We start from the raw sequence: 19,133 nt of genomic DNA on the forward strand, positions 1-19,133 counted from the left end.
CTCCTCGCTTAAACACTCGATGACAGCTTCCCCACTCCCCGAGCTGGCGGCCCAGATCAAAATCTGGGGCCGCGAGTTGGGTTTCCAACAGATCGGCATCACCGACTGCCACCTGGAGCGGCACGGCGAGCGTCTGCGCGAGTGGCTGGCGGCGGGCTATAACGGCGATATGGAGTGGATGGGCGCCCACGGGGAAAAGCGCTGGCGGCCGGAGCTGCTGCAGCCGGGCACCCTGCGCGCGATCAGCGCGCGGCTCGACTACCTGCCGCCGGATACCCAGCCCGTGCGAGTGCTGAAGGATTCGGGCAAAGCCTACGTGTCCCGCTACGCCACCGGGCGGGACTACCACAAGCTGATCCGCAAGCGCCTCGCGCAGCTGGCGCAGAAAATCGACGCCTGGTGCGAGGAGCATGGCATCGAATCCTCCGGCCGCGCCTTCACCGACAGCGCCCCGGTGATGGAGCGCGCGCTGGCGGAGAAAGCGGGGCTGGGCTGGATCGGCAAGAACTGCATGGTGATCAACTCCGGCGCCGGGTCCTGGTTTTTTCTCGGCGAGATCTACACCAATCTGGCGCTGCCGGTGGACGGGAGCGAAGAACCAAACCAATGCGGCGACTGCACCGCCTGCCTCAAGGTCTGCCCCACCGACGCCTTTGTCGGCCCCTATCAGTTGGACGCACGCCGCTGTATTTCCTATCTCACCATCGAGAACAAGGGCGCAATTCCCGAGGAATTCCGCGAACCCATGGGCAACCGGGTCTTCGGCTGCGACGACTGTCAGATCATCTGCCCCTGGAACAAATTCGCCAAACCCACCGCCGAGGGAGATTTCTACCCGCGCCACGGCCTGGACGACGGCGACCTGCTGCAATTATTCCGCTGGAGCGAGGAGGAGTTCCTGCGCAGGACCGAGGGCTCGGCGATAAGGCGTATCGGCTACGAGCGCTGGCGGCGCAATCTGGCGGTGGCGCTGGGCAACGGCGAGGCAGACTCGGAGGTGATCGGGGAGCTGGAAAGCGCGCTGCCCCGAGAGACGCCACTGGTGGTGGAGCATATCGAGTGGGCATTGGCGCGGCTGCGCAGCGGGCGGCGTAGGAAACGAAAGATCAAACGCCTGTAAATCATCAGTGTAATGCGCTTCGCTTATTACATCCTACGCCTCGTAACAGCCCCGAAAGAACTGCGACGTCAGAGCGAAGGCCCTGATGCCGGTATCTCTTTGCGGGACAGTGACTCGGGCCATCCATGGCCCTCGCCCTCCGGGCGCCTTCGGCGTCCAAAACGGCTCCTGCCGTTTTGTCTGCGAGAGGGACCTCGCGGACAAGCCTCCAGGGATGGATTAAGGGAGGGGGCCCAGCCCGTGTCCCGCAAAGAGATACCGGTAGCAGGGCCGCTCTTGGGCCTGCTTAATGGCACCCTCCTCCCCTCTCCCCCGGCCCCTCTCCCGCAAGCGGGAGAGGGGAGTATTAGGTTCAGAGGCGGAAAAAATGCTCTCGGTAGTGTTTCAGTTCCTCGATGGAATCGCGGATATCGTCCAGCGCCAGGTGCCGGCTCTCTTTCTTCACCCCCTCCAGCACATCCGGGCGCCAGCGCCGCGCCAGTTCCTTGACCGTGCTCACGTCCAGGTTGCGGTAGTGGAAGTAGTTTTCCAACTGCGGCATATACTTCACCAGGAAGCGGCGGTCCTGGCCGATAGAGTTGCCGCACATGGGCGAGGCGCCCTCCGGTACCCAATGGCGCAGAAACTCCAGGGTCTCCCGTTCCGCCTCCCGCTCGGAGATGTGCGACTCTTTCACCCGCGCCACCAGCCCGGAGCCACCGTGCTGTTCGGTGTTCCAGTCGTCCATCGCGGCGAGCAGCGTGTCGCTCTGGTGGACCACCATCGCCGGCCCCTCGGCGAGGATATTCAGGCGCGAGTCGGTGACAATGGTGGCGATCTCGATGATGCGCTCTTTTTCCGGATCGAGACCGGTCATCTCCAGGTCGATCCAGATCAAATTGTTCTGATCCACGGGGGCCTCCTTGTAGCAAGTCAGAGCAAGTTACCGTATCGCTGTATAATCCGCCAACTATGAGTAAACGCAAATTGAACCGGCGCCAGCAGTGGCGTATCGCCAAGATCCAGCAGGAGCGGGAGGCGCGCGCGCGCAAGCGCACGGAGGGCGCCGAGCAGATCGCGGAGGAAGGCGATCTGGGTCCGGAGCAGACCGGGTTGGTAATCGCCAACTACGGCACTCAGGTGCTGGTGGAGAGCGACGCCGACCCCGAGCTGCGCCAACGCTGCCACCTGCGCGCCAATATCGAGACCCTGGTCACCGGCGACCGTGTGGCCTGGCGCCCGGCAACCGGCGGAGCCAGCGGCGGCTGCGGCGTGGTGGGTGCGCGCCTGGCGCGCCACTCGGAGTTGCAGCGGCCGGACCGCTACGGCGAACTCAAGACCGTGGCCGCCAATATCGACCGCATACTGATCGTGATCGCCCCCTACCCCGAACCCTACGCCAACGCCATCGACCGCTACCTGGTGGCCGCCGAAGCCACCGGCATAGCGCCGATGCTGCTGCTCAACAAGATCGACCTGATCGATAGAGACAACGAGACAGCGCTGACCGATCTGCTGCAGCCCTATCCCGGCCTGGGCTACCCGGTGCTGCGCCTGTCCACCCGCACCGGCGATGGATTACCGCAACTGCTGGATACCCTGGCCCAGGGCACCAGCGTGTTCGTGGGCCAGTCCGGGGTTGGCAAGTCCTCACTGATCAACGCGCTGCTGCCCTCCGCCGGGGCGCGCACCGGCGAACTCTCCCCGGCGACCCAGAAAGGCACCCACACCACCACCGCCGCGGAACTCTTCCACCTGCCCAGCGGCGGCGATCTGATAGACTCCCCCGGCATCCGCGAGTTCGGCCTCTGGCATATGAGCGAAGCGCAACTGCTGGAGGGCTTTGTGGAATTCCGTCCGTTTATCGGACACTGTCGCTTCCGCGACTGCCGCCACCAGGGTGAACCCGGCTGCGCCATCAGCGCGGCACTGCTGCGCGGGGAGATCAGCGAGCGGCGAATGGACAGTTTTCTGCATTTGCGCAACAGCCTGGAATCGGAGAAATAATTTTGAATGAGTTGCCCCTGATTATTGAGCCAGAGGAGCTGGCCGCGCAGCTGGAGCGCGAGGATTTATTGCTGGTGGACCTGAGTTCCGCACAGAACTACGCCGCGGGACATATTCCCGGCGCCCTGCACCTGCCGTTTCAGGCGCTGATGGCGGGCACGCCGCCAGCGCCGGGCAAGCTGCCGGACAAAGAGCGACTGATGGAGGTATTCCGCGCCCTGGGCCTGCATCCGAAACATCATGTGGTCGCCTGCGACGATGAGGGCGGCGGCTGGGCCGGACGCTTTCTGTGGACCCTGGAAGTGATCGGCCACAGAAACTACAGCTATCTCAACGGCGGTATGCACGCCTGGCGCGGCGCCGGACTGCCGCTATCCAATGAACCGGTACAATCCGAGCCAAGCGATATCGACATCGATGTCGACACCACCCCGCTGATGGAGGCGGAGGAAATAAAGCGGCACTTGAACGATGAGGATTTTCTCGTGTGGGACGCGCGCTCGCCGGAGGAATACCGCGGCGAGCGGGTGCAGGCGCTGAAAGGCGGCCATATTCCCGGCGCGGTCAACTGCGAGTGGACCTGGCTGATGGACCCCCAGCGGGACCTGCGCATCCGCACCGATGCGCGCGAATTTCTCGCAGAACTCGGCATCGACGGCAGCCACAAAATCGTCACCCACTGCCAGAGCCACCACCGCTCCGGTTTCACCTGGCTGGTGGGCAAATCCCTCGGTTTCGATATCCGCGCCTATCCCGGCTCCTGGAGTGAGTGGGGAAATCTGCCGGACACACCGGTTGAACAATAAAACGGGACTCGGGACTCGAAAAGAATAATTGAGTCAGATGCGAAGGCTCTGATGCCGGGGGCTGTTTGCGGGACCTTCTGCGGCCATGGATGGCCGTGGAGAGCGTACAGGGATGTATTCACAGCGTGTCCCGCAAACAGCCCCCGGCAGCAGGGCCGCCACCGCCCTCCCCTACGCGGTAGGGGAGGCGAGCAGCTACATGAACAAAGTAGAATTTAAACGGATCACACTAACTCTATGCACCCCAAACTGTTTACCACACTGCAATACCTGGCCCCGCAACGGGCCCTGTCCCGCGCCGCCGGCTGGCTGGCGGAAACCCGTATCAAGGCGATCAAGGATCCCTTCACCCGCTGGTTCGTGGGCAAATACGATGTGGATATGACCGAGGCGGAGCAGCCGGACTGCACTGCCTACCGGAGTTTCAACGAATTCTTTACCCGTGCCCTGAAAGAGAGCGCACGCCCGATCGTTGAGGGGGAAGGCACTCTCGCCTGCCCCGCGGATGGCGGCGTCAGCCAGTTGGGGGAAATTCACAACGGGCGCATCTTCCAGGCCAAAGGCCACGATTTCAGCCTGCTGGAGCTGGTGGGTGGCGATACGGGCACCGCGGCAAAGTTTACCGGCGGCCACTTCGCCACCATGTACCTGTCGCCGAAGGACTACCACCGGGTACATATGCCGATTGCCGGCACCCTGAAGAGCATGACCTATGTGCCGGGCCAATTGTTTTCGGTCAATACCGTGACCGCAAAAAACGTACCGCGGCTGTTCTCGCGCAACGAGCGGGTGGTGTGCCTGTTCGACACCGCCGTCGGCCCCATGGCCGTGATTCTTGTGGGAGCGATGATCGTGGCCAGTATCGAAACCGTATGGGCCGGGCTGGTGACCCCGCACAAGCGCCAGGTGCGCACCACCAATTACGACGACAATACGCCGGTTCATCTCGAAAAAGGCGAGGAGATGGGCCGCTTCAAACTGGGTTCCACGGTGATCCTGTTGTTTGGCGCCGACCGGGTGCGCTGGCTGGAATCCCTGCAGGCGGAAAGCTCAGTGAAAATGGGGCAACACCTCGGCGACCTGATTTAGTGGTGCGCATGGCGCACCCTACCCACTGATCCCGTCAAAAGCGTCCCGCAAGCGGGACGGGGGAACTACTCTTTCGAGCCCGGGCTGTAATTCACATCCCGGGTCACCAACCTCCAGCCACTGCGACCGATGTTACCCGCTTTTATTCGACACAACGGAAATCTCGCCTTTTTCGCCCTGCTCGCCGTAGCCGCATCCGGTTTCGGCCAGACATTTTTTATCTCGATTTTCGGCAGTGCGCTGCGCGCCGAGTTTTCCCTCAGCCACGCTCACTACGGCATGATTTACAGCGGCGCCACGCTCGCCTCGGCCCTGGCGCTGTTCGCCTGCGGCGGCCTGGTGGACCGCTGGCCGCTGCGCCGAAGCGCCCTGCTGGTCACCCTGCTGCTGGCCGCCGCCTGCCTGCTGATGGCCGTCACGCCCGCCGCCTGGGCACTGTTGCCGGGATTCTTCCTGCTGCGTTTCGCCGGCCAGGGCTTTATGACCCACCTGGGCATGACCACCGCGGGCCGCTACTTCAGCGACAACCGCGGCAAGGTCATCGCCCTGGCCGCGATCGGTTTTCCGCTGGCCGAGGCGATACTGCCGGGCGGGGGCGCGCTGCTGATCCAGTGGGGTGGCTGGCGCACCGCCTGGTACGCCTCCGCCGCGGTGCTGGTGCTGCTGGTGTTGCCGGGCCTGTTGGCGCTCGCGGGCGGGGCCGGGCAGTCGGGGGAAAGTGCGCAAAGCAGCGGCGACGACAGCGGCTTCACCCGCGCCCAGGTACTGCGCGATCCCGGCTTTTACCTGCTGCTGCCGGCGGCGCTGATGACGCCCTTTGTGGTGACCGCGGTGCTCTTCCACCAGGGCGCCATCGGCGAGAGCCGCGGCTGGCCACTGACGCTAATGGCCGGCGCCTTCGGCGGCTACGCCCTGGGCCACCTGCTGATGCTGTTCGTGGCCGGCGGCCTGGTCGACCGCCTGGGTGCCCGGCGCTGCCTGCCGCTGGCGCTGGTGCCGATGATTGCCGGCCTGCTGTTGCTGTCATTGCGTGGGGACGGCTGGGTGCCCTATGTCTACCTGACGCTGCTCGGCATCACCCAGGCCGGCACAGGCACCGCCGGCGGCGCCCTCTGGCCGGAGCGCTACGGCAGCCGCCACTTGGGGGCTATCCGCTCCGTCTCCCAGGCGGCGATGGTGCTGGCGACGGCGGTGTCGCCGCTGGTGGCGGGCGTACTGCTGGATCGGGGAATCGGCGTCGAAGCGCTCGCGAGCCTGCTGGCCGCGCTGGTACTCCTGTCGGCACTGCTGACGCTGCTGGTGCGGTCCCTTAACGTTAGCGTTTCAGCAGGCGGGAGAGGAAATTCGGCAACCCCTGCGGGCTGACCAGATAGCTGTCGCGCACAGCGGCCACATCCACCTGGGGGAAGCGGCTGGGCTCCAGGTCCTGCACGATAGTGACGCCATCGCAGGAGGGGAGTTTGCCTCGCTCGATCAGCTTTTGCCTGCGATCGTCGGCGGCGGCCATATCGAACAGCCGACCCTCGGACAGCGGCCGCTTGTCCCGGTCCAGCACCACCATCACTTTCGGCTTCAAGCGCCGCTGATAGGTCTGCTCCACTACCACCGCCACTTCGCCGGTGGAGAGCTCCACCTGGGTACCGGTGGGATAGAGGCCGATGGACTGGATAAACTCCACCGTCAACTGCTCGTTGAAGGCAGTTCCCCGCCGGTCGTAGAGCTGTGTCACCGCCCGGGACGGTGCGGCCGGGGCTTCCACACCGCGGGGATTGGTGATTTCGTCGTAGAAGGTAACAATGCCGCACATTCGCGCCAACACCGGAATCCGGTCCCCGCGAAGCCCTCGGGGGTAACCGCTGCCGTCGTGCTGTTCACAATGGCAGTGGACGATATCGAGTACCTGGGAATCCATATCCGCATCCGCCGCCAGCATTTGCACGCTGTGGTCGACGAACTTGCGGTATTCCAGCTCCGCCCGAGGATCCCGCTTCGCCACCCGCAGCACCTCGGGGCTGAGGCGCAGCTTGCCCACGTCCTTGAGCAATGTGGCCAGAGCCAGCTGCATCAGTTCGCGGCGCCGTAGGCCGATATGGCGGCCGAATACCAGCGACCAGATGCTGGCACGCAGCGAGTGGCTGTAGGTGTGCTCGTCCTTCTCCCGCACCCGCGCCAGCCAGGCGAAGGCGTCGGGGCTGCGCAGAACGCTCTCCACCAGATCCCCCACCACTTTATTGATCTGTTTCAGTTGCAGCGGCTTGTCGCTGCAAATCTGCGCCATCACCTGATTCATACCGCTCAATATCTGCCGGTGCAGATTGCGGGCATTGCCGGCCTCGCTCTGCACCGGCGCGGGAGCCGGGTAGGTATCGTGGGAAACCTGCACCGGGCGGCAGGGAATGACCGGGGCGGGGCGGCGGTTGCGCGCCCCCCCGGCGGCAGAATTTCCCCTGGGGACATCAGTGCGGCTCAGCCGGCGCAGCCTGACCCCCACATCGCCGACGCTTTTGATCACGTCCACGTAAACAAAGCGGCAAAATTTCTGCAGCTGGCGGATTTCCTCCAGGTCGCGAATATAGAAGCCCTGCAAAACGAAGGGAGTGTGCGTCCACGGACGGTCGAGCCGCGACACGAACATGCCGCGCTGCAGGTCCTCTGCCAAGACTTTTGCCTGTTGAATCGCCACGCTGTTACCGCCGGATAAGGTGGGTCGGGAAGGGAAGCAGAAGTGAAGCTCCACCGGGCACATTTATAACACGGCAGTATGGCTACCGGTACACGGTAAAATTGCGAACAAAGTCACAAAATCGAGTTGCCACCCGTCCCTATTTGGCGTGGTACTGGGGCGACAGTTCCAATACTGCCTCGATCATCACCCGCGCGTGCTCCGGATCCACCTGCGGCGTGATGCCGTGACCCAGATTGAAGATATGTCCCGGACCGCGGCCGTAGGATTCCAGCACCGCGGCCACCTCGGCGCGGATACGTGCCGGCTCCGCCAACAGCACCGCGGGGTCCAGGTTGCCCTGCAGTGCCACCCTTTCGCCGACCCGGGCGCGGGCGCTGCGCAAATCAGTAGTCCAGTCCAGCCCCAGGGCACCAGCGCCGGTTTCCGCCATCGCCTCCAGCCACTGGCCCCCGCCCTTGGTAAACAGGATCGCCGGCACCGGGCGGCCGCCCGCCTCCTTGATCAGGCCTTGCAGGATACGCGCCATATATTGCAGGGAGAATTCCCGATAGGCGGAGTGACTGAGGGCGCCCCCCCAGGTATCGAAGATCTGCACCGCCTGAGCACCGGCGCGGATCTGCGCATTCAGGTAATCGGTCACCGAATCCGCCAGCACTGCCAACAGCTGGTGCATCAGTTCGGGGCGGCTGTAGAGCATCTCCTTGCAGCGGGCGAAATCCCGACTGGAGCCACCCTCTACCATATAGGTGGCGAGAGTCCAGGGACTACCGGAAAAGCCGATCAGCGGCACCCGGCCGTTCAGCTCGCGGCGGATGGTGGACACCGCGTTCATTACGTAATCCAGCTGCCGCTCGCTGTCCACAACCTCCAGTGCCTCAATATCCTCGGCGGAACGCAGCGGCTTGCGGAATTTCGGCCCCTCCCCCTCCTCGAAATAGAGCCCCAGGCCCATGGCGTCTGGAATAGTGAGAATGTCCGAGAACAGAATGGCTGCGTCCAGCGGGTAGCGTTCCAGTGGCTGCAGGGTGACCTCGCAGGCCAGTTGTGCGTTGCGGCACAGGTCCATAAAACTGCCCGCCCGGGCACGGCTGGCGCGGTACTCCGGCAGATAGCGACCCGCCTGGCGCATCATCCACACGGGGGTGCGGTCCACCGGCTGGCGCTGCAGGGCGCGGAGGAAGCGGTCGTTTTTCAGTTCAGAGGGCTTTGTTTCGGACATGGGTACAATGGGCTGGCTAAAAAGGCGGCTATTGTACAGAGGACAGAGGGGCTAAGACAGGGGACAAAGAATCTGATCGAAGCATTGAGCGCGATGCGAAGGTCCTGCCTGCTGGCCGCACCCTCTCCCCCGGCCCCTCTCCCGCAAGCGGGAGAGGGGAGAAAGCGGAGCAGGAGCTCCGCGGTCCCGGGGATCAGACGTCGAGGTAGTCGAGGATGCCCTCGGCGGCCTGGCGGCCTTCCCAGATGGCGGTGACCACCAGGTCGGAGCCGCGCACCATATCGCCGCCGGCAAAGACCTTTTCGTTGCTGGTCTGGAATTTGAACTGCTGTTTCTCCGGCGCCACCACGCCGCCCCAGTCAGCGGTCTCGACATCGTGCCCCGCCAGCCACTCAGGGGGATTGGGGCGGAAGCCGAAGGCCACCAGAACGATGTCCGCGGGGATGACCTCCTCGGAGCCGGGCACCACCTGTGGGCGGCGGCGGCCGTTTTCGTCCGGTTCGCCCAGTTGGGTAGTGACCACCTTGACGCCGCTTACCGCGCCGTCGCCGACAATCTCCACCGGCTGGCGGTTGAACAGGAATTTCACCCCCTCTTCCTTCGCGTTGGCCACCTCGCGACGGGAGCCAGGCATGTTTTCCTCGTCGCGGCGGTAGGCACAGGTGACGCTTCTCGCACCCAGGCGGATAGAACTGCGGTTGCAGTCCATGGCGGTGTCGCCGCCGCCCAGCACCACCACGCGCTTGCCCTCGACGGAAATAAATTCCTCGGGATTCTTTTCCCAGCCCATATTACGATTGACGTTGGCCACCAGGAAGGGCAGTGCGTCGTGCACGCCGGGCAGGTCCTCGCCCGGGAAACCGCCCTTCATATAGTTGTAGGTGCCCATGCCCATAAACACCGCGTCGTAGTCGTTGAGCAGTTCTTCGAAACTGATGTCCACACCGACTTCGGTGTTGAGGCAGAACTCGATTCCCATATCGGTAAATATCTGCCGGCGCAGCTGCATCACCGATTTTTCCAGTTTGAACTCGGGAATGCCGAAGGTGATCAGGCCACCGATTTCCGGATATTTATCGAATACCACCGGCTGCACGCCGTTGCGCACCAGCACGTCGGCGCAGCCGAGGCCGGCGGGGCCGGCACCGATCACCGCCACGCGCTTGTCGGTCTTCTGCACATGGCTCAGATCCGGGCGCCAGCCGAGGGCAAAAGCGGTGTCGGTGATGTATTTCTCCGCACTGCCGATGGTCACCGCGCCGAAGCCGTCGTTCAGGGTGCAGGCGCCTTCGCACAGGCGGTCCTGCGGGCAGACGCGACCGCAGACTTCCGGCAGGGTGTTGGTCTGGTGGCACAGCTCGGCTGCCTCCATGACATTGCCGTCGGTCACCAGCTTTAGCCAGTTCGGGATATAGTTGTGCACCGGGCAACCGGTCTCGCAGTAAGGGTTGCCACAGTCCAGGCAGCGGTGCGCCTGGCTGGCCACCTGGCGCTCACCGAAAGACTGGTAGACCTCTACGAACTCGTTGGTGCGGGTGATGATGTCTTTTTTCGGCGGGTCGACACGGCCCACCTCGATAAACTGGAAATCGTTGCTCAGTCTTTCTTTCATAACTCATTCACCCCTGCTCTTAATCTTCATCGCTACCGCTCGAACGTGCCGCTACCGCTATTCGCCGCGCTTGCGCACGTCCGCGAGCAGGCCGGCGAGGCTGGCGGCCTTGGGTTTCACCAGCCAGAACTTGCTCAGGTAGTCGTCGAAGTTGTCCAGCAACTCCGCACCCCATTCGCTGCCGGTTTCCGCGGCGAACTCCTCGATGACCTGGCGCAGGTGGCTCTGGTAGGACTCCAGGGTTTCGCTGCTGATACGGCGCAGTTCAATCAACTCGTGGTTGCACTTGTCGAAGAAGTTGCGCTTCAGGTCCAGCACATAGGCAAAGCCGCCGGTCATTCCGGCGCCGAAGTTGACCCCGGTGCTGCCCAGCACAGCGATCATGCCGCCGGTCATATATTCGCAGCAGTGGTCGCCGGCGCCCTCCACCACCGCAAAAGCACCGGAGTTGCGCACACCGAAGCGCTCGCCGGCACGGCCGGCGGCGAACAGTTTGCCGCCGGTGGCACCGTAAAGGCAGGTGTTGCCCACAATGCTGGTGTCCTGAGAGGCGAAGGCACTGTTTTGCGGGGGGCGGATCACCAGCTTGCCGCCGGCCATGCCCTTGCCCACATAGTCGTTGGCATCACCCTCCAGGTACATTTCCAGGCCGCCGGCGTTCCACACCCCGAAGGATTGGCCGGCGACGCCGGTGAGACGCAGTTTTATCGGTGCATCCGTCATGCCATGGTTGCCGTGTCGCTTGGCGATCTCGCCGGACAGGCGCGCGCCGATGGATCTGTCGCAGTTGGTGACCCGGTAGGAGTATTCGCCGCCGGACAGGTTCTCAATCGCCGGTAGCAGATCTGACACCATGCGCTCGGCCAGTTCGCCTTTGTCCCAGGGTTCATTCTTGGGCCGCTGGCAGGTCTGGGGCTTGCTGTCGAGCAATGCATCGGTGTGCAGCAGTGGCGCCAGGTCCAGCTTCTTCTGCTTCTCCGTCTCCCCATCCAACGCGCGAAGCAGGTCGACGCGGCCCACCAGTTCCTCGATGGTTCGCACGCCCAGGCTCGCCATCCACTCGCGGGTCTCCTCCGCCACGAAGCGGAAGAAGTTCATCGCCATCTCCGCGGTGCCGATATAGTGCTCGTCGCGCAGGTCCTGGTTCTGGGTGGCGACGCCGGTGGCGCAGTTGTTCAGGTGACAGATGCGCAGGTATTTGCAGCCCAAGGCCACCATGGGCGCGGTTCCGAAGCCGAAGCTCTCGGCACCGAGAATCGCCGCCTTGACCACGTCCAGGCCGGATTTGAGGCCACCGTCGGTCTGCACCCGCACCTTGTCGCGGAGGTCGTTGGCGCGCAGGGTCTGGTGGGTCTCCGCCAGACCCAGTTCCCAAGGGGAGCCGGCGTAGCGGATGGAAGTAATGGGGCTGGCGGCGGTACCGCCGTCATAGCCGGAAATGGTGATCAGGTCGGCGTAGGCCTTGGCCACACCGGCGGCGATGGTGCCCACCCCCGGACGGGAGACCAGCTTCACCGATACCAGGGCATCGGGGTTGACCTGCTTCAGGTCGAAGATCAGCTGTGCCAGATCCTCGATGGAATAGATATCGTGGTGCGGCGGCGGCGAGATCAGGGTGACACCGGGCACCGAGTAGCGCAGCCGCGCGATCAGTTCGTTCACCTTGCCGCCGGGCAGCTGGCCGCCCTCGCCGGGCTTGGCCCCCTGGGCGACCTTGATCTGCAGCACCTCGGCGTTGACCAGGTAGTGCGGGGTCACACCGAAACGGCCTGAGGCCACCTGCTTGATCTTGGATACCTTGTCGGTGCCGAAGCGCGCCGGGTCCTCGCCGCCCTCGCCGCTGTTGGAGCGGCCGCCCAGGCGGTTCATGGCCTGGGCCAGAGATTCGTGGGCCTCCGGGGACAGCGCCCCCAGGGACATGGCCGCGGAGTCAAAGCGGCGCAGAATATTTTCCGCCGGTTCCACTTCCTCCAGCGGAATCGGCTGGATACCGTCTTTGAAATCCAGCAGGTCGCGAAGCGTGGCCACCGGGCGCCGGTTCACCAGCGCAGCGTAGTCGCGCCATGCCGCGTAGTCGCCGGTGCGCGCGGCGCGGCGCAGGGTGTTCACCACATCCGGATTGAAGGTGTGGTATTCCTGGCCCCAGACGAACTTGTGCAGGCCGCCGGGTGACACCGCCTTGCGCGGCTTCCAGGCCAGGGATGCGCGCGCGGCCATATCGCTCTGCAGTTCGGCAAACCCGGCGCCCTGGATGCGGCTGGGCGCACCGGGGAAACACAGGTCGACGACATTGCGATCCAGGCCCACCAGCTCAAACAACAGCGCGCCACGGTAGGAGGCCACGGTGGAGATGCCCATCTTGGAGAGGATCTTGAGCAGCCCCTTGATAATGCCCTTGCGGTAGTTTTTCTGTGCCTCCGCCGCATCCAGCAGCAGCTCACCGGTATCGATCAGGTGGTTGATGATGCTGTAGGAGAAATACGGGTGCACGGCGGTGGCGCCCACGCCGATCAGGCAGGCCAACTGGTGCGCATCGCGGGCGCTGGCAGTGTCCACCACAATGTTGGAGTCGCAGCGCAGGCCGGCGTGCACCAGGTGGTGGTGCACCGCGCCGGTGGCCAGCAGGGCGTCGATAGGCAGTTTGTCGGTGGCGATTTCGCGATCGGACAGCACTATGATGACCGATCCGCCGCGCACCGCGGCCTCCACATCGGCGCAGAGTTTTTTGATCGCCGCTTCGAGATCCAGCTGCGCCGGGTCGTAGTTGAGGTCGAAAATTTCCGACTCGAAGCCGGGCCTGTCCAGCTCCAGCAACGCGGTGTACTTCATATGGGAGAGCACCGGCGAAGCCAGGATCACCCGGTCCGCGTGCTCGGGGGTCTCCTCAAAGACGGTTTTCTCACGCCCCAGGCAGGTCTCCAGGGACATCACCACCGTCTCCCGCAGCGGGTCGATGGGGGGGTTGGTGACCTGCGCGAACTGCTGGCGGAAGTAGTCGTACAGACAGCGGTTGTGCCGTGAGAGCACCGCCATGGGGGTATCGTCACCCATGGAGCCCACCGCTTCCTGGCCGGCCTCAGCCATCGGCCGCACCACGTTGTTGCGCTCCTCCAGAGAGGAACTGAACAGCTTCTGGTAGACCTTGAACTGCTCGAAGGAAAAATTGTTGTCCACTGGCGCGGTGACCAGGGTGGAGCGGATGCGCCGCGCCTTCTCCTTCAGCCACTGCTTGTAGGGCTGGGAGCGCTTGAGCATGTCGTCAATGTCGCGGGTGTGCATCAGCTTACCCTCGCGGGTGTCAACCGACAGCATCTGCCCTGGGCCCAGGCGGCCTTTGGCCACCACATCTTCAGGCTTGTAGCCGTACACGCCCACTTCCGAGGCCACGGTGATGAGATCGTCTTTAGTGATTACCCAGCGTGACGGGCGCAGGCCGTTACGGTCCAGGGTGCACACCGCGTAGCGGCCGTCGGTCATCACCAGCCCGGCGGGCCCATCCCAGGGTTCCATGTGCATGGAAATGTATTCGTAGAAAGCGCGCAGGTCGGGGTCCATGTCCTCCACGTTCTGCCATGCGGGCGGTACCAGCATGCGCACAGCGCGATGCAGTTCCATGCCTCCGGCGATCAGCATCTCCAGCATATTGTCCAGGCTGGAGGAATCGGAGCCCTCGCGGTTGACCAGCGGTGCCAGTTCCGCCAGTTCCGGAATCAGCGGGCTGGCGAACTTGGGCGTGCGCGCCACCGACCAGTTGCGGTTGCCGGTGATCGTGTTGATCTCGCCGTTGTGCGCCAGCAGCCGGAAGGGCTGCGCCAGCGGCCAGAGCGGCATGGTGTTGGTGGAAAAGCGCTGGTGAAACACACAGATGGCGGTCTCCATTCTCGGGTCCGCCAGGTCGGGGAAAAATTTCGGCAGGTCCGCCGGGATCATCAGTCCCTTGTAGGAGAGCACGCTGGTGGACAGGCTCGCGATATACACGCCCTGTCCCAGTTGCTGCTCCGCCTTGCGCCGGGCGACGAACAGCCGCGCGTTGAATTTCGCCTCCCCCAGGGGTTCTTCGGCATCGTTGACCAGCAACTGCTCAAAGTGCGGCAGGGTTTGCCGGGCGATGGGGCCGAGGCACTCCTGCTCGGTGGGAACCGGGCGCCAGCCGGCGATGCGCAGCCCCTGGGTCTCCAGCTCACGGCAGAGGATATCGCGGGCTTTTTGCGCGTCCGCCTCGTCCAGCGGCAGCATGATCGAACCCACGGCGTATTGATCGGTCAGTTCGGCGCCGCAGTGCGCTTTTGCTTCCGCGCGCAGGAAAGCGTCGGGTTTTTGCAGCAGCAGACCGCAGCCGTCACCGGTCTTGCCGTCGGCGGCGATGCCGCCGCGGTGAGTCATACAGGTCAGCGACTCGATCGCCGTCTGCAGCAACTTGTGACTGGCCTCGCCTTTCAAGTGCGCGATCAGACCGAAGCCACAGTTGTCTTTGAACTCATCCAACCGATACAGGCCGCTGCTACCCATAGACTTCCTCACAGTTAAAAAAAGCCCGCAAGCGGGCTTCTTCGACATTGTTTTTTGCCGGGTTTTACCCGGCGGGCGCGCAATATTAATGGTGCCCCCCTGGAATTGCAATATTTCCCAGATTTATCTTCTGTCCATGGGCGCCAACACCGACTTATCTTCTTTTTGTGATCACTATTGCCAAATAGTCCTCAGATTCGCCGGTTTCGCGAGGGGTTGGTCACTCGGCGCCACAGATTTTCAGCGCCTCCTTCAGCTGTTCCAACGGCGTGTCATCGCAGATCTGGGCATCCCCCAGACTGCGCAACAGCACCAGGCGCAGGCGGCCGTCCAGCACTTTCTTGTCCACCGCCATCGCCTCCAGGTAGTCTCCCACCGTCATTCCCCTGGGCGATTCCTGCGGCAGTTGTGCGGCAGCCAGCAGGGCGCGGATTCGCGCCACCACTTCCCCGTCGATGGCGCCGCGGATGCGCGACAGCTCGGTGGCCATGACCATACCCGCAGCCACCGCCTCCCCGTGCAACCAGTTACCGTAGCCCTGCACCGCCTCGATGGCGTGGCCGAAGGTATGGCCGAAATTCAGTATGGCCCGCCTGGCGGATTCCCGCTCGTCCTCCGCCACCACCGCCGCCTTGTCCCGGCAGCAGCGGTCCACCGCGTAGGCCAGGGCCTGGGAATCGCGCGCCATCAGCTTCGGCATATGTTCCTCCAGCCAGCTGAAGAAGGGAGCATCGCAGATCAGGCCGTACTTGATCACTTCGGCGATGCCGGCGGACAGCTCGCGATCCGGCAGGGTGGTAAGGGTATCCATGTCCGCGAGCACCACCCTGGGCTGGTAGAAGGCACCGATCATATTCTTGCCCAGGGAGTGGTTGACGCCGGTCTTACCTCCCACGGATGAGTCCACCTGTGCCAGCAGAGTGGTGGGAATCTGTACGAAATCCACGCCGCGCTGGTAGCAGGCGGCGGCGAAACCGGTCATATCGCCGATCACACCACCGCCTAGGGCGATCAGGGTGGTGCTGCGGTTGTGGCGCTTCTCAAGCAGGCAGTCAAAGATGCGTTCCAGGGTGTCCAGGGTTTTAAAGGCCTCGCCGTCCGGCAACACCAGAGTATCCACCTGCCCGAAGTCCGCCAGCCCCCCGAGCAGCCGCTCGAGATAGAGCGGGGCCACCGTCTCATTGGTGACTACGCAGACTTGTTTACCGCGGATATAGGGCAGCAGGTACTGGGGGTCTCCGAGCAGTTGCGAACCGATCACGATGGGATAGCTGCGCTCCCCCAGTTCCACATTCAGGCAGTGCATGGTTTCTCTCCCTTCAACTGAAGGGCGCACTTTAGCACAAGGAGGATAGAGGTTATTTAAAGGACGGGGTCCTGGGTCAAGCGTTCGGCCACCATCGACGCGGCCTGCTTGGGGGTGCAGTCGTCTGTGTCGCAGATGATGTCCGCCACCTCGCGGTAGAGGGGATCCCGCTCCCGCACCAGTTCAATAATGCGCGCACGCGGGTCCGCCACCCGCAGCAGCGGGCGGTTGCTGCTTTTCGAAGTCCGCTCCAGCAGCTGCTCCACACTCGCCTGGAGATAAACCACCAGGCCGTACTGGCGCAGTTGCTCGCGGTTCTCCGGGAGCAGCACGATCCCGCCGCCGGTGGCCACCACCTGCGGCGCCCCCCGGCAGAGATCCCTCAGCACCTCGCTCTCGCGCCGGCGGAATCCGGCCTCGCCCTCTACGTCGAAAATCCAGGGAATATCGGCGCCGGTGCGCTCTTCCAGCACCTTGTCGGAATCCGCAAAAGGAAGCTCCAGCTGCGTCGCCAGCAGCCTGCCGATGGTGGACTTGCCGGCCCCCATGGGGCCGACAAGGAAGATGGAGCGGTTGATCACTTGGAGAAGAAAAGTTCGTCTTCCATGATGCGGGGGGTGATAAAGATCAGCATTTCGCGCTTGTCGTCCTGGCGCAGGGTGCTCTTGAACAGATGTCCCAGGAATGGGATATCGCCCAGCAGCGGCACCTTGGTTTCGCCTTCGATCACCTGGCTCTCGAAAATTCCCCCGAGCACAATGGTTTCACCATTGCGGACCAGCACCTTGGTCTGCAGGGTATTAACGTTAATGGAGGGGATGGTACCGCCCGTTGTGATATTGGTGACCAGTTCACCCACGCTGTTCTGGTCGATATCCAGCTCCATAATAATATTGTTGTCCGGGGTAATCTGCGGGGTGACATTCAGTTTCAGTACCGCCTCGCGGAAGGTTACAGAAGCGGCGCCGGAAGATGTCGCTTCCACATAGGGAATTTCCACACCGGACTCGATATTGGCCTCCTGCTTGTCGCCGGTAACCACTTTCGGCTGGGAGACGATTTCCGCCTTGCCCGTGTCCTCCAGCGCGGAAAGTTCAAGCCCCAGATAGAAATTCTCCTTCAGGATCGCATAGGCGATACTGCCGGCCCGGTCCGCTACCCCAAGGTCAACCAATACAGGACTGTGAACACTGGACGGCGATTCCACATCCGGTCCCGAACCATCCCCACTTACAGGGAGCCCCACCTGTCTACCGGATCCTATGCCGATTTTATCGTCGTCGATATCGTGGTCTTCTACATAATCCCAGCGCACACCAAGCTCTCTCTGGAAGTCGGTGTTGGCAATAACAATCCGCGCTTCGATCATCACCTGGCGGATGGGGATATCAATCGCATCAATCAGCTCCCGGAACTGGAGAATCTTGTCCTCGGTATCGGTGAGGATAATCGTATTAGTGCGCTCATCCACGATGGCACTGCCGCGGGAGGACAGGATACTGCGCTGATCGGCATCGCGCTGGCCGCCTGCGAAATTGCCCTGGTTGAAGCCTCCCCCACCCTGCTGCTGTCGATCTCCCGCAAACAGGGTAAACAGTTCGCGGGCGTCGGCGTAGCGAATCTGGATATACTCGGTGCGCAGCGGCGCGAGTTCCTGCAGCTGTTGGCGGGTCTCCAGTTCCTGCCGCTCGCGCTCGGCGATTTCCGCCGCCGGCGCCACCATGATCACATTGCCCTCCTGGCGCTTGTCCAGGCCCTTGGCGCGGAGAATCAGGTCCAGCGCCTGGTCCCAGGGCACGCCGTCCAGGCGCAGGGTGATACGGCCGGACACAGTGTCGCTGGCCACCAGGTTGAGGTCGGTGAAATCGGCAATCAACTGCAGTACCGAGCGCACTTCGATGTCCTGAAAATTCAGCGACAGTTTCTCACCGGTGAACTGGAATTCCTTTTCCTTTTCGCGGATTTCCGCCACGGTGAGCGGCTTGACGCTCAGCACATACTCGGTATCCGCCTGGTAGGCCAGGTAGTCGTAATCGGTATTCGAGGGGTCTACCGCGATCACCGTGTTGCGACCGTCGTAGTCCACGGTAATAGAGTTGACCGGGGTGGCGAAGTCGGTGACATCCAGGCGCTGGCGCAGGGACTCCGGCAGTTCCGCGCCGAGGAAAGTCAGGTATATCTTGCCCTTGCGGCGCTCCACGTCGATATTCACCGCCGGGTCCGTAAGGCTGACGATCACCTTGCCCTCTCCGGCGTCGCCGCGGCGAAAATCCACATTGCGAATGGCGACACCGCTCGCCGCGCGGAAACGTTCCTGCCCGCCCAGATCGAGCCCGCCGCTGTGTGCTGCGGTGGCCGCAGGCGCGGGGGTAGCCGTCACCGACGCAGTGGCAGCCGCATCGGCGCCCACCTCCAATACCACCTGGTTGCCTTTGCGCTCGCTGGTATATACCGGCAACTGGTCCAGGTTGATGATCAGGCGCGTGCGGCCCTCACCGGACACCACCACTGCACTGCGCGCACTGCCCACTCCCAAAGAGTATTTTTTCTCCGGCAGGGCGCTCTCCACCCCGGCAAAATCCATCACGATACGCGCCGGCTGCTCGATGGTATAGCCGGTGGGTTCCGGCGGGATATCGGTAAAGGACAGCCGTAGCTGCAGCCGGCCGCCGGGCAGCTCGGAGAACTGGATATCGTTGAGTTTGTTGACCTGGGCCTGCAGCGTCGACGGCAGCAGGGCCAGAATAAACAGCAATGTCTTGCCGAAAGCCAACACTTTGGCGAGTTGCCTGTTAATCAT

Annotated in this window: 13 protein-coding genes; 5 read left to right on the forward strand and 8 right to left on the reverse strand. The window is 63.3% G+C overall.

The window, feature by feature from the left end; translation table 11 throughout:
- Positions 1-19 precede the first annotated feature (19 nt).
- The gene (gene queG / locus FHS09_RS08920; protein ID WP_183458971.1) at positions 20-1,120 is read left to right on the forward strand and encodes a tRNA epoxyqueuosine(34) reductase QueG; all 1,101 of its coding nucleotides are present in this window, start codon (positions 20-22) and stop codon (positions 1,118-1,120) included.
- 352 nt (positions 1,121-1,472) lie between these two features.
- On the opposite strand, the gene orn is transcribed toward queG, so the two are convergent.
- The gene (gene orn, locus FHS09_RS08925; protein ID WP_183458973.1) at positions 1,473-2,012 is read right to left on the reverse strand and encodes an oligoribonuclease; all 540 of its coding nucleotides are present in this window, start codon (positions 2,010-2,012) and stop codon (positions 1,473-1,475) included.
- A gap of 59 nt (positions 2,013-2,071) precedes the next feature.
- On the opposite strand from orn, the gene rsgA reads away from it, so the two are divergent.
- The 4 genes from rsgA (at position 2,072) to FHS09_RS08945 (ending at position 6,366) form a co-directional block, all read left to right on the forward strand.
- On the forward strand, positions 2,072-3,106 hold the full coding sequence (gene rsgA, locus FHS09_RS08930; protein ID WP_183458975.1) for a small ribosomal subunit biogenesis GTPase RsgA: 1,035 nt from the start codon (positions 2,072-2,074) through the stop codon (positions 3,104-3,106).
- A gap of 2 nt (positions 3,107-3,108) precedes the next feature.
- Positions 3,109-3,912 (forward strand): sulfurtransferase, encoded by an 804-nt coding sequence (locus FHS09_RS08935; protein ID WP_221191889.1) that lies wholly within the window; start codon positions 3,109-3,111, stop codon positions 3,910-3,912.
- A 237-nt stretch (positions 3,913-4,149) separates the two neighbouring features.
- Positions 4,150-5,001, forward strand: a complete 852-nt coding sequence (gene asd, locus FHS09_RS08940) for an archaetidylserine decarboxylase (RefSeq protein ID WP_183458977.1) — start codon at positions 4,150-4,152, stop codon at positions 4,999-5,001.
- A 129-nt stretch (positions 5,002-5,130) separates the two neighbouring features.
- The gene (locus tag FHS09_RS08945) at positions 5,131-6,366 is read left to right on the forward strand and encodes an MFS transporter (protein WP_183458979.1); all 1,236 of its coding nucleotides are present in this window, start codon (positions 5,131-5,133) and stop codon (positions 6,364-6,366) included.
- Here the strand turns inward: FHS09_RS08945 and FHS09_RS08950 are convergent.
- The 7 genes from FHS09_RS08950 to FHS09_RS08980 form a co-directional block, all read right to left on the reverse strand.
- Positions 6,317-7,684: a DUF3391 domain-containing protein gene (locus tag FHS09_RS08950; protein WP_183458981.1), complete on the reverse strand. Its 1,368-nt coding sequence runs from the start codon at positions 7,682-7,684 to the stop codon at positions 6,317-6,319. The genes FHS09_RS08945 and FHS09_RS08950 overlap by 50 nt on opposite strands.
- 139 nt (positions 7,685-7,823) lie before the next feature.
- On the reverse strand, positions 7,824-8,906 hold the full coding sequence (gene hemE, locus FHS09_RS08955; RefSeq protein WP_183458983.1) for a uroporphyrinogen decarboxylase: 1,083 nt from the start codon (positions 8,904-8,906) through the stop codon (positions 7,824-7,826).
- A 193-nt stretch (positions 8,907-9,099) separates the two neighbouring features.
- Positions 9,100-10,518, reverse strand: coding sequence for an FAD-dependent oxidoreductase (locus tag FHS09_RS08960; protein WP_183458985.1), 1,419 nt, complete (start codon positions 10,516-10,518; stop codon positions 9,100-9,102).
- A 57-nt stretch (positions 10,519-10,575) separates the two neighbouring features.
- A complete protein-coding gene (gltB, locus tag FHS09_RS08965; RefSeq protein WP_183458987.1) occupies positions 10,576-15,027 on the reverse strand; it encodes a glutamate synthase large subunit in 4,452 nt (1,483 codons plus the stop codon).
- A gap of 220 nt (positions 15,028-15,247) precedes the next feature.
- Positions 15,248-16,333 carry a 3-dehydroquinate synthase gene (gene aroB, locus FHS09_RS08970; protein WP_183458989.1) on the reverse strand — a complete coding sequence of 362 codons (1,086 nt, stop codon included), beginning with the start codon at positions 16,331-16,333 and terminating at the stop codon, positions 15,248-15,250.
- 56 nt (positions 16,334-16,389) lie between these two features.
- Entirely contained in the window at positions 16,390-16,914 is a 525-nt protein-coding gene (gene aroK / locus FHS09_RS08975; protein ID WP_183458991.1) for a shikimate kinase AroK, read from the reverse strand.
- The gene (locus FHS09_RS08980; RefSeq protein ID WP_183458993.1) at positions 16,911-19,133 is read right to left on the reverse strand and encodes a type IV pilus secretin PilQ; all 2,223 of its coding nucleotides are present in this window, start codon (positions 19,131-19,133) and stop codon (positions 16,911-16,913) included. Before FHS09_RS08980 ends, aroK begins: the two co-directional genes overlap by 4 nt.

The organism is Microbulbifer rhizosphaerae (genome assembly GCF_014191725.1).
GTDB lineage: Bacteria > Pseudomonadota > Gammaproteobacteria > Pseudomonadales > Cellvibrionaceae > Microbulbifer > Microbulbifer rhizosphaerae.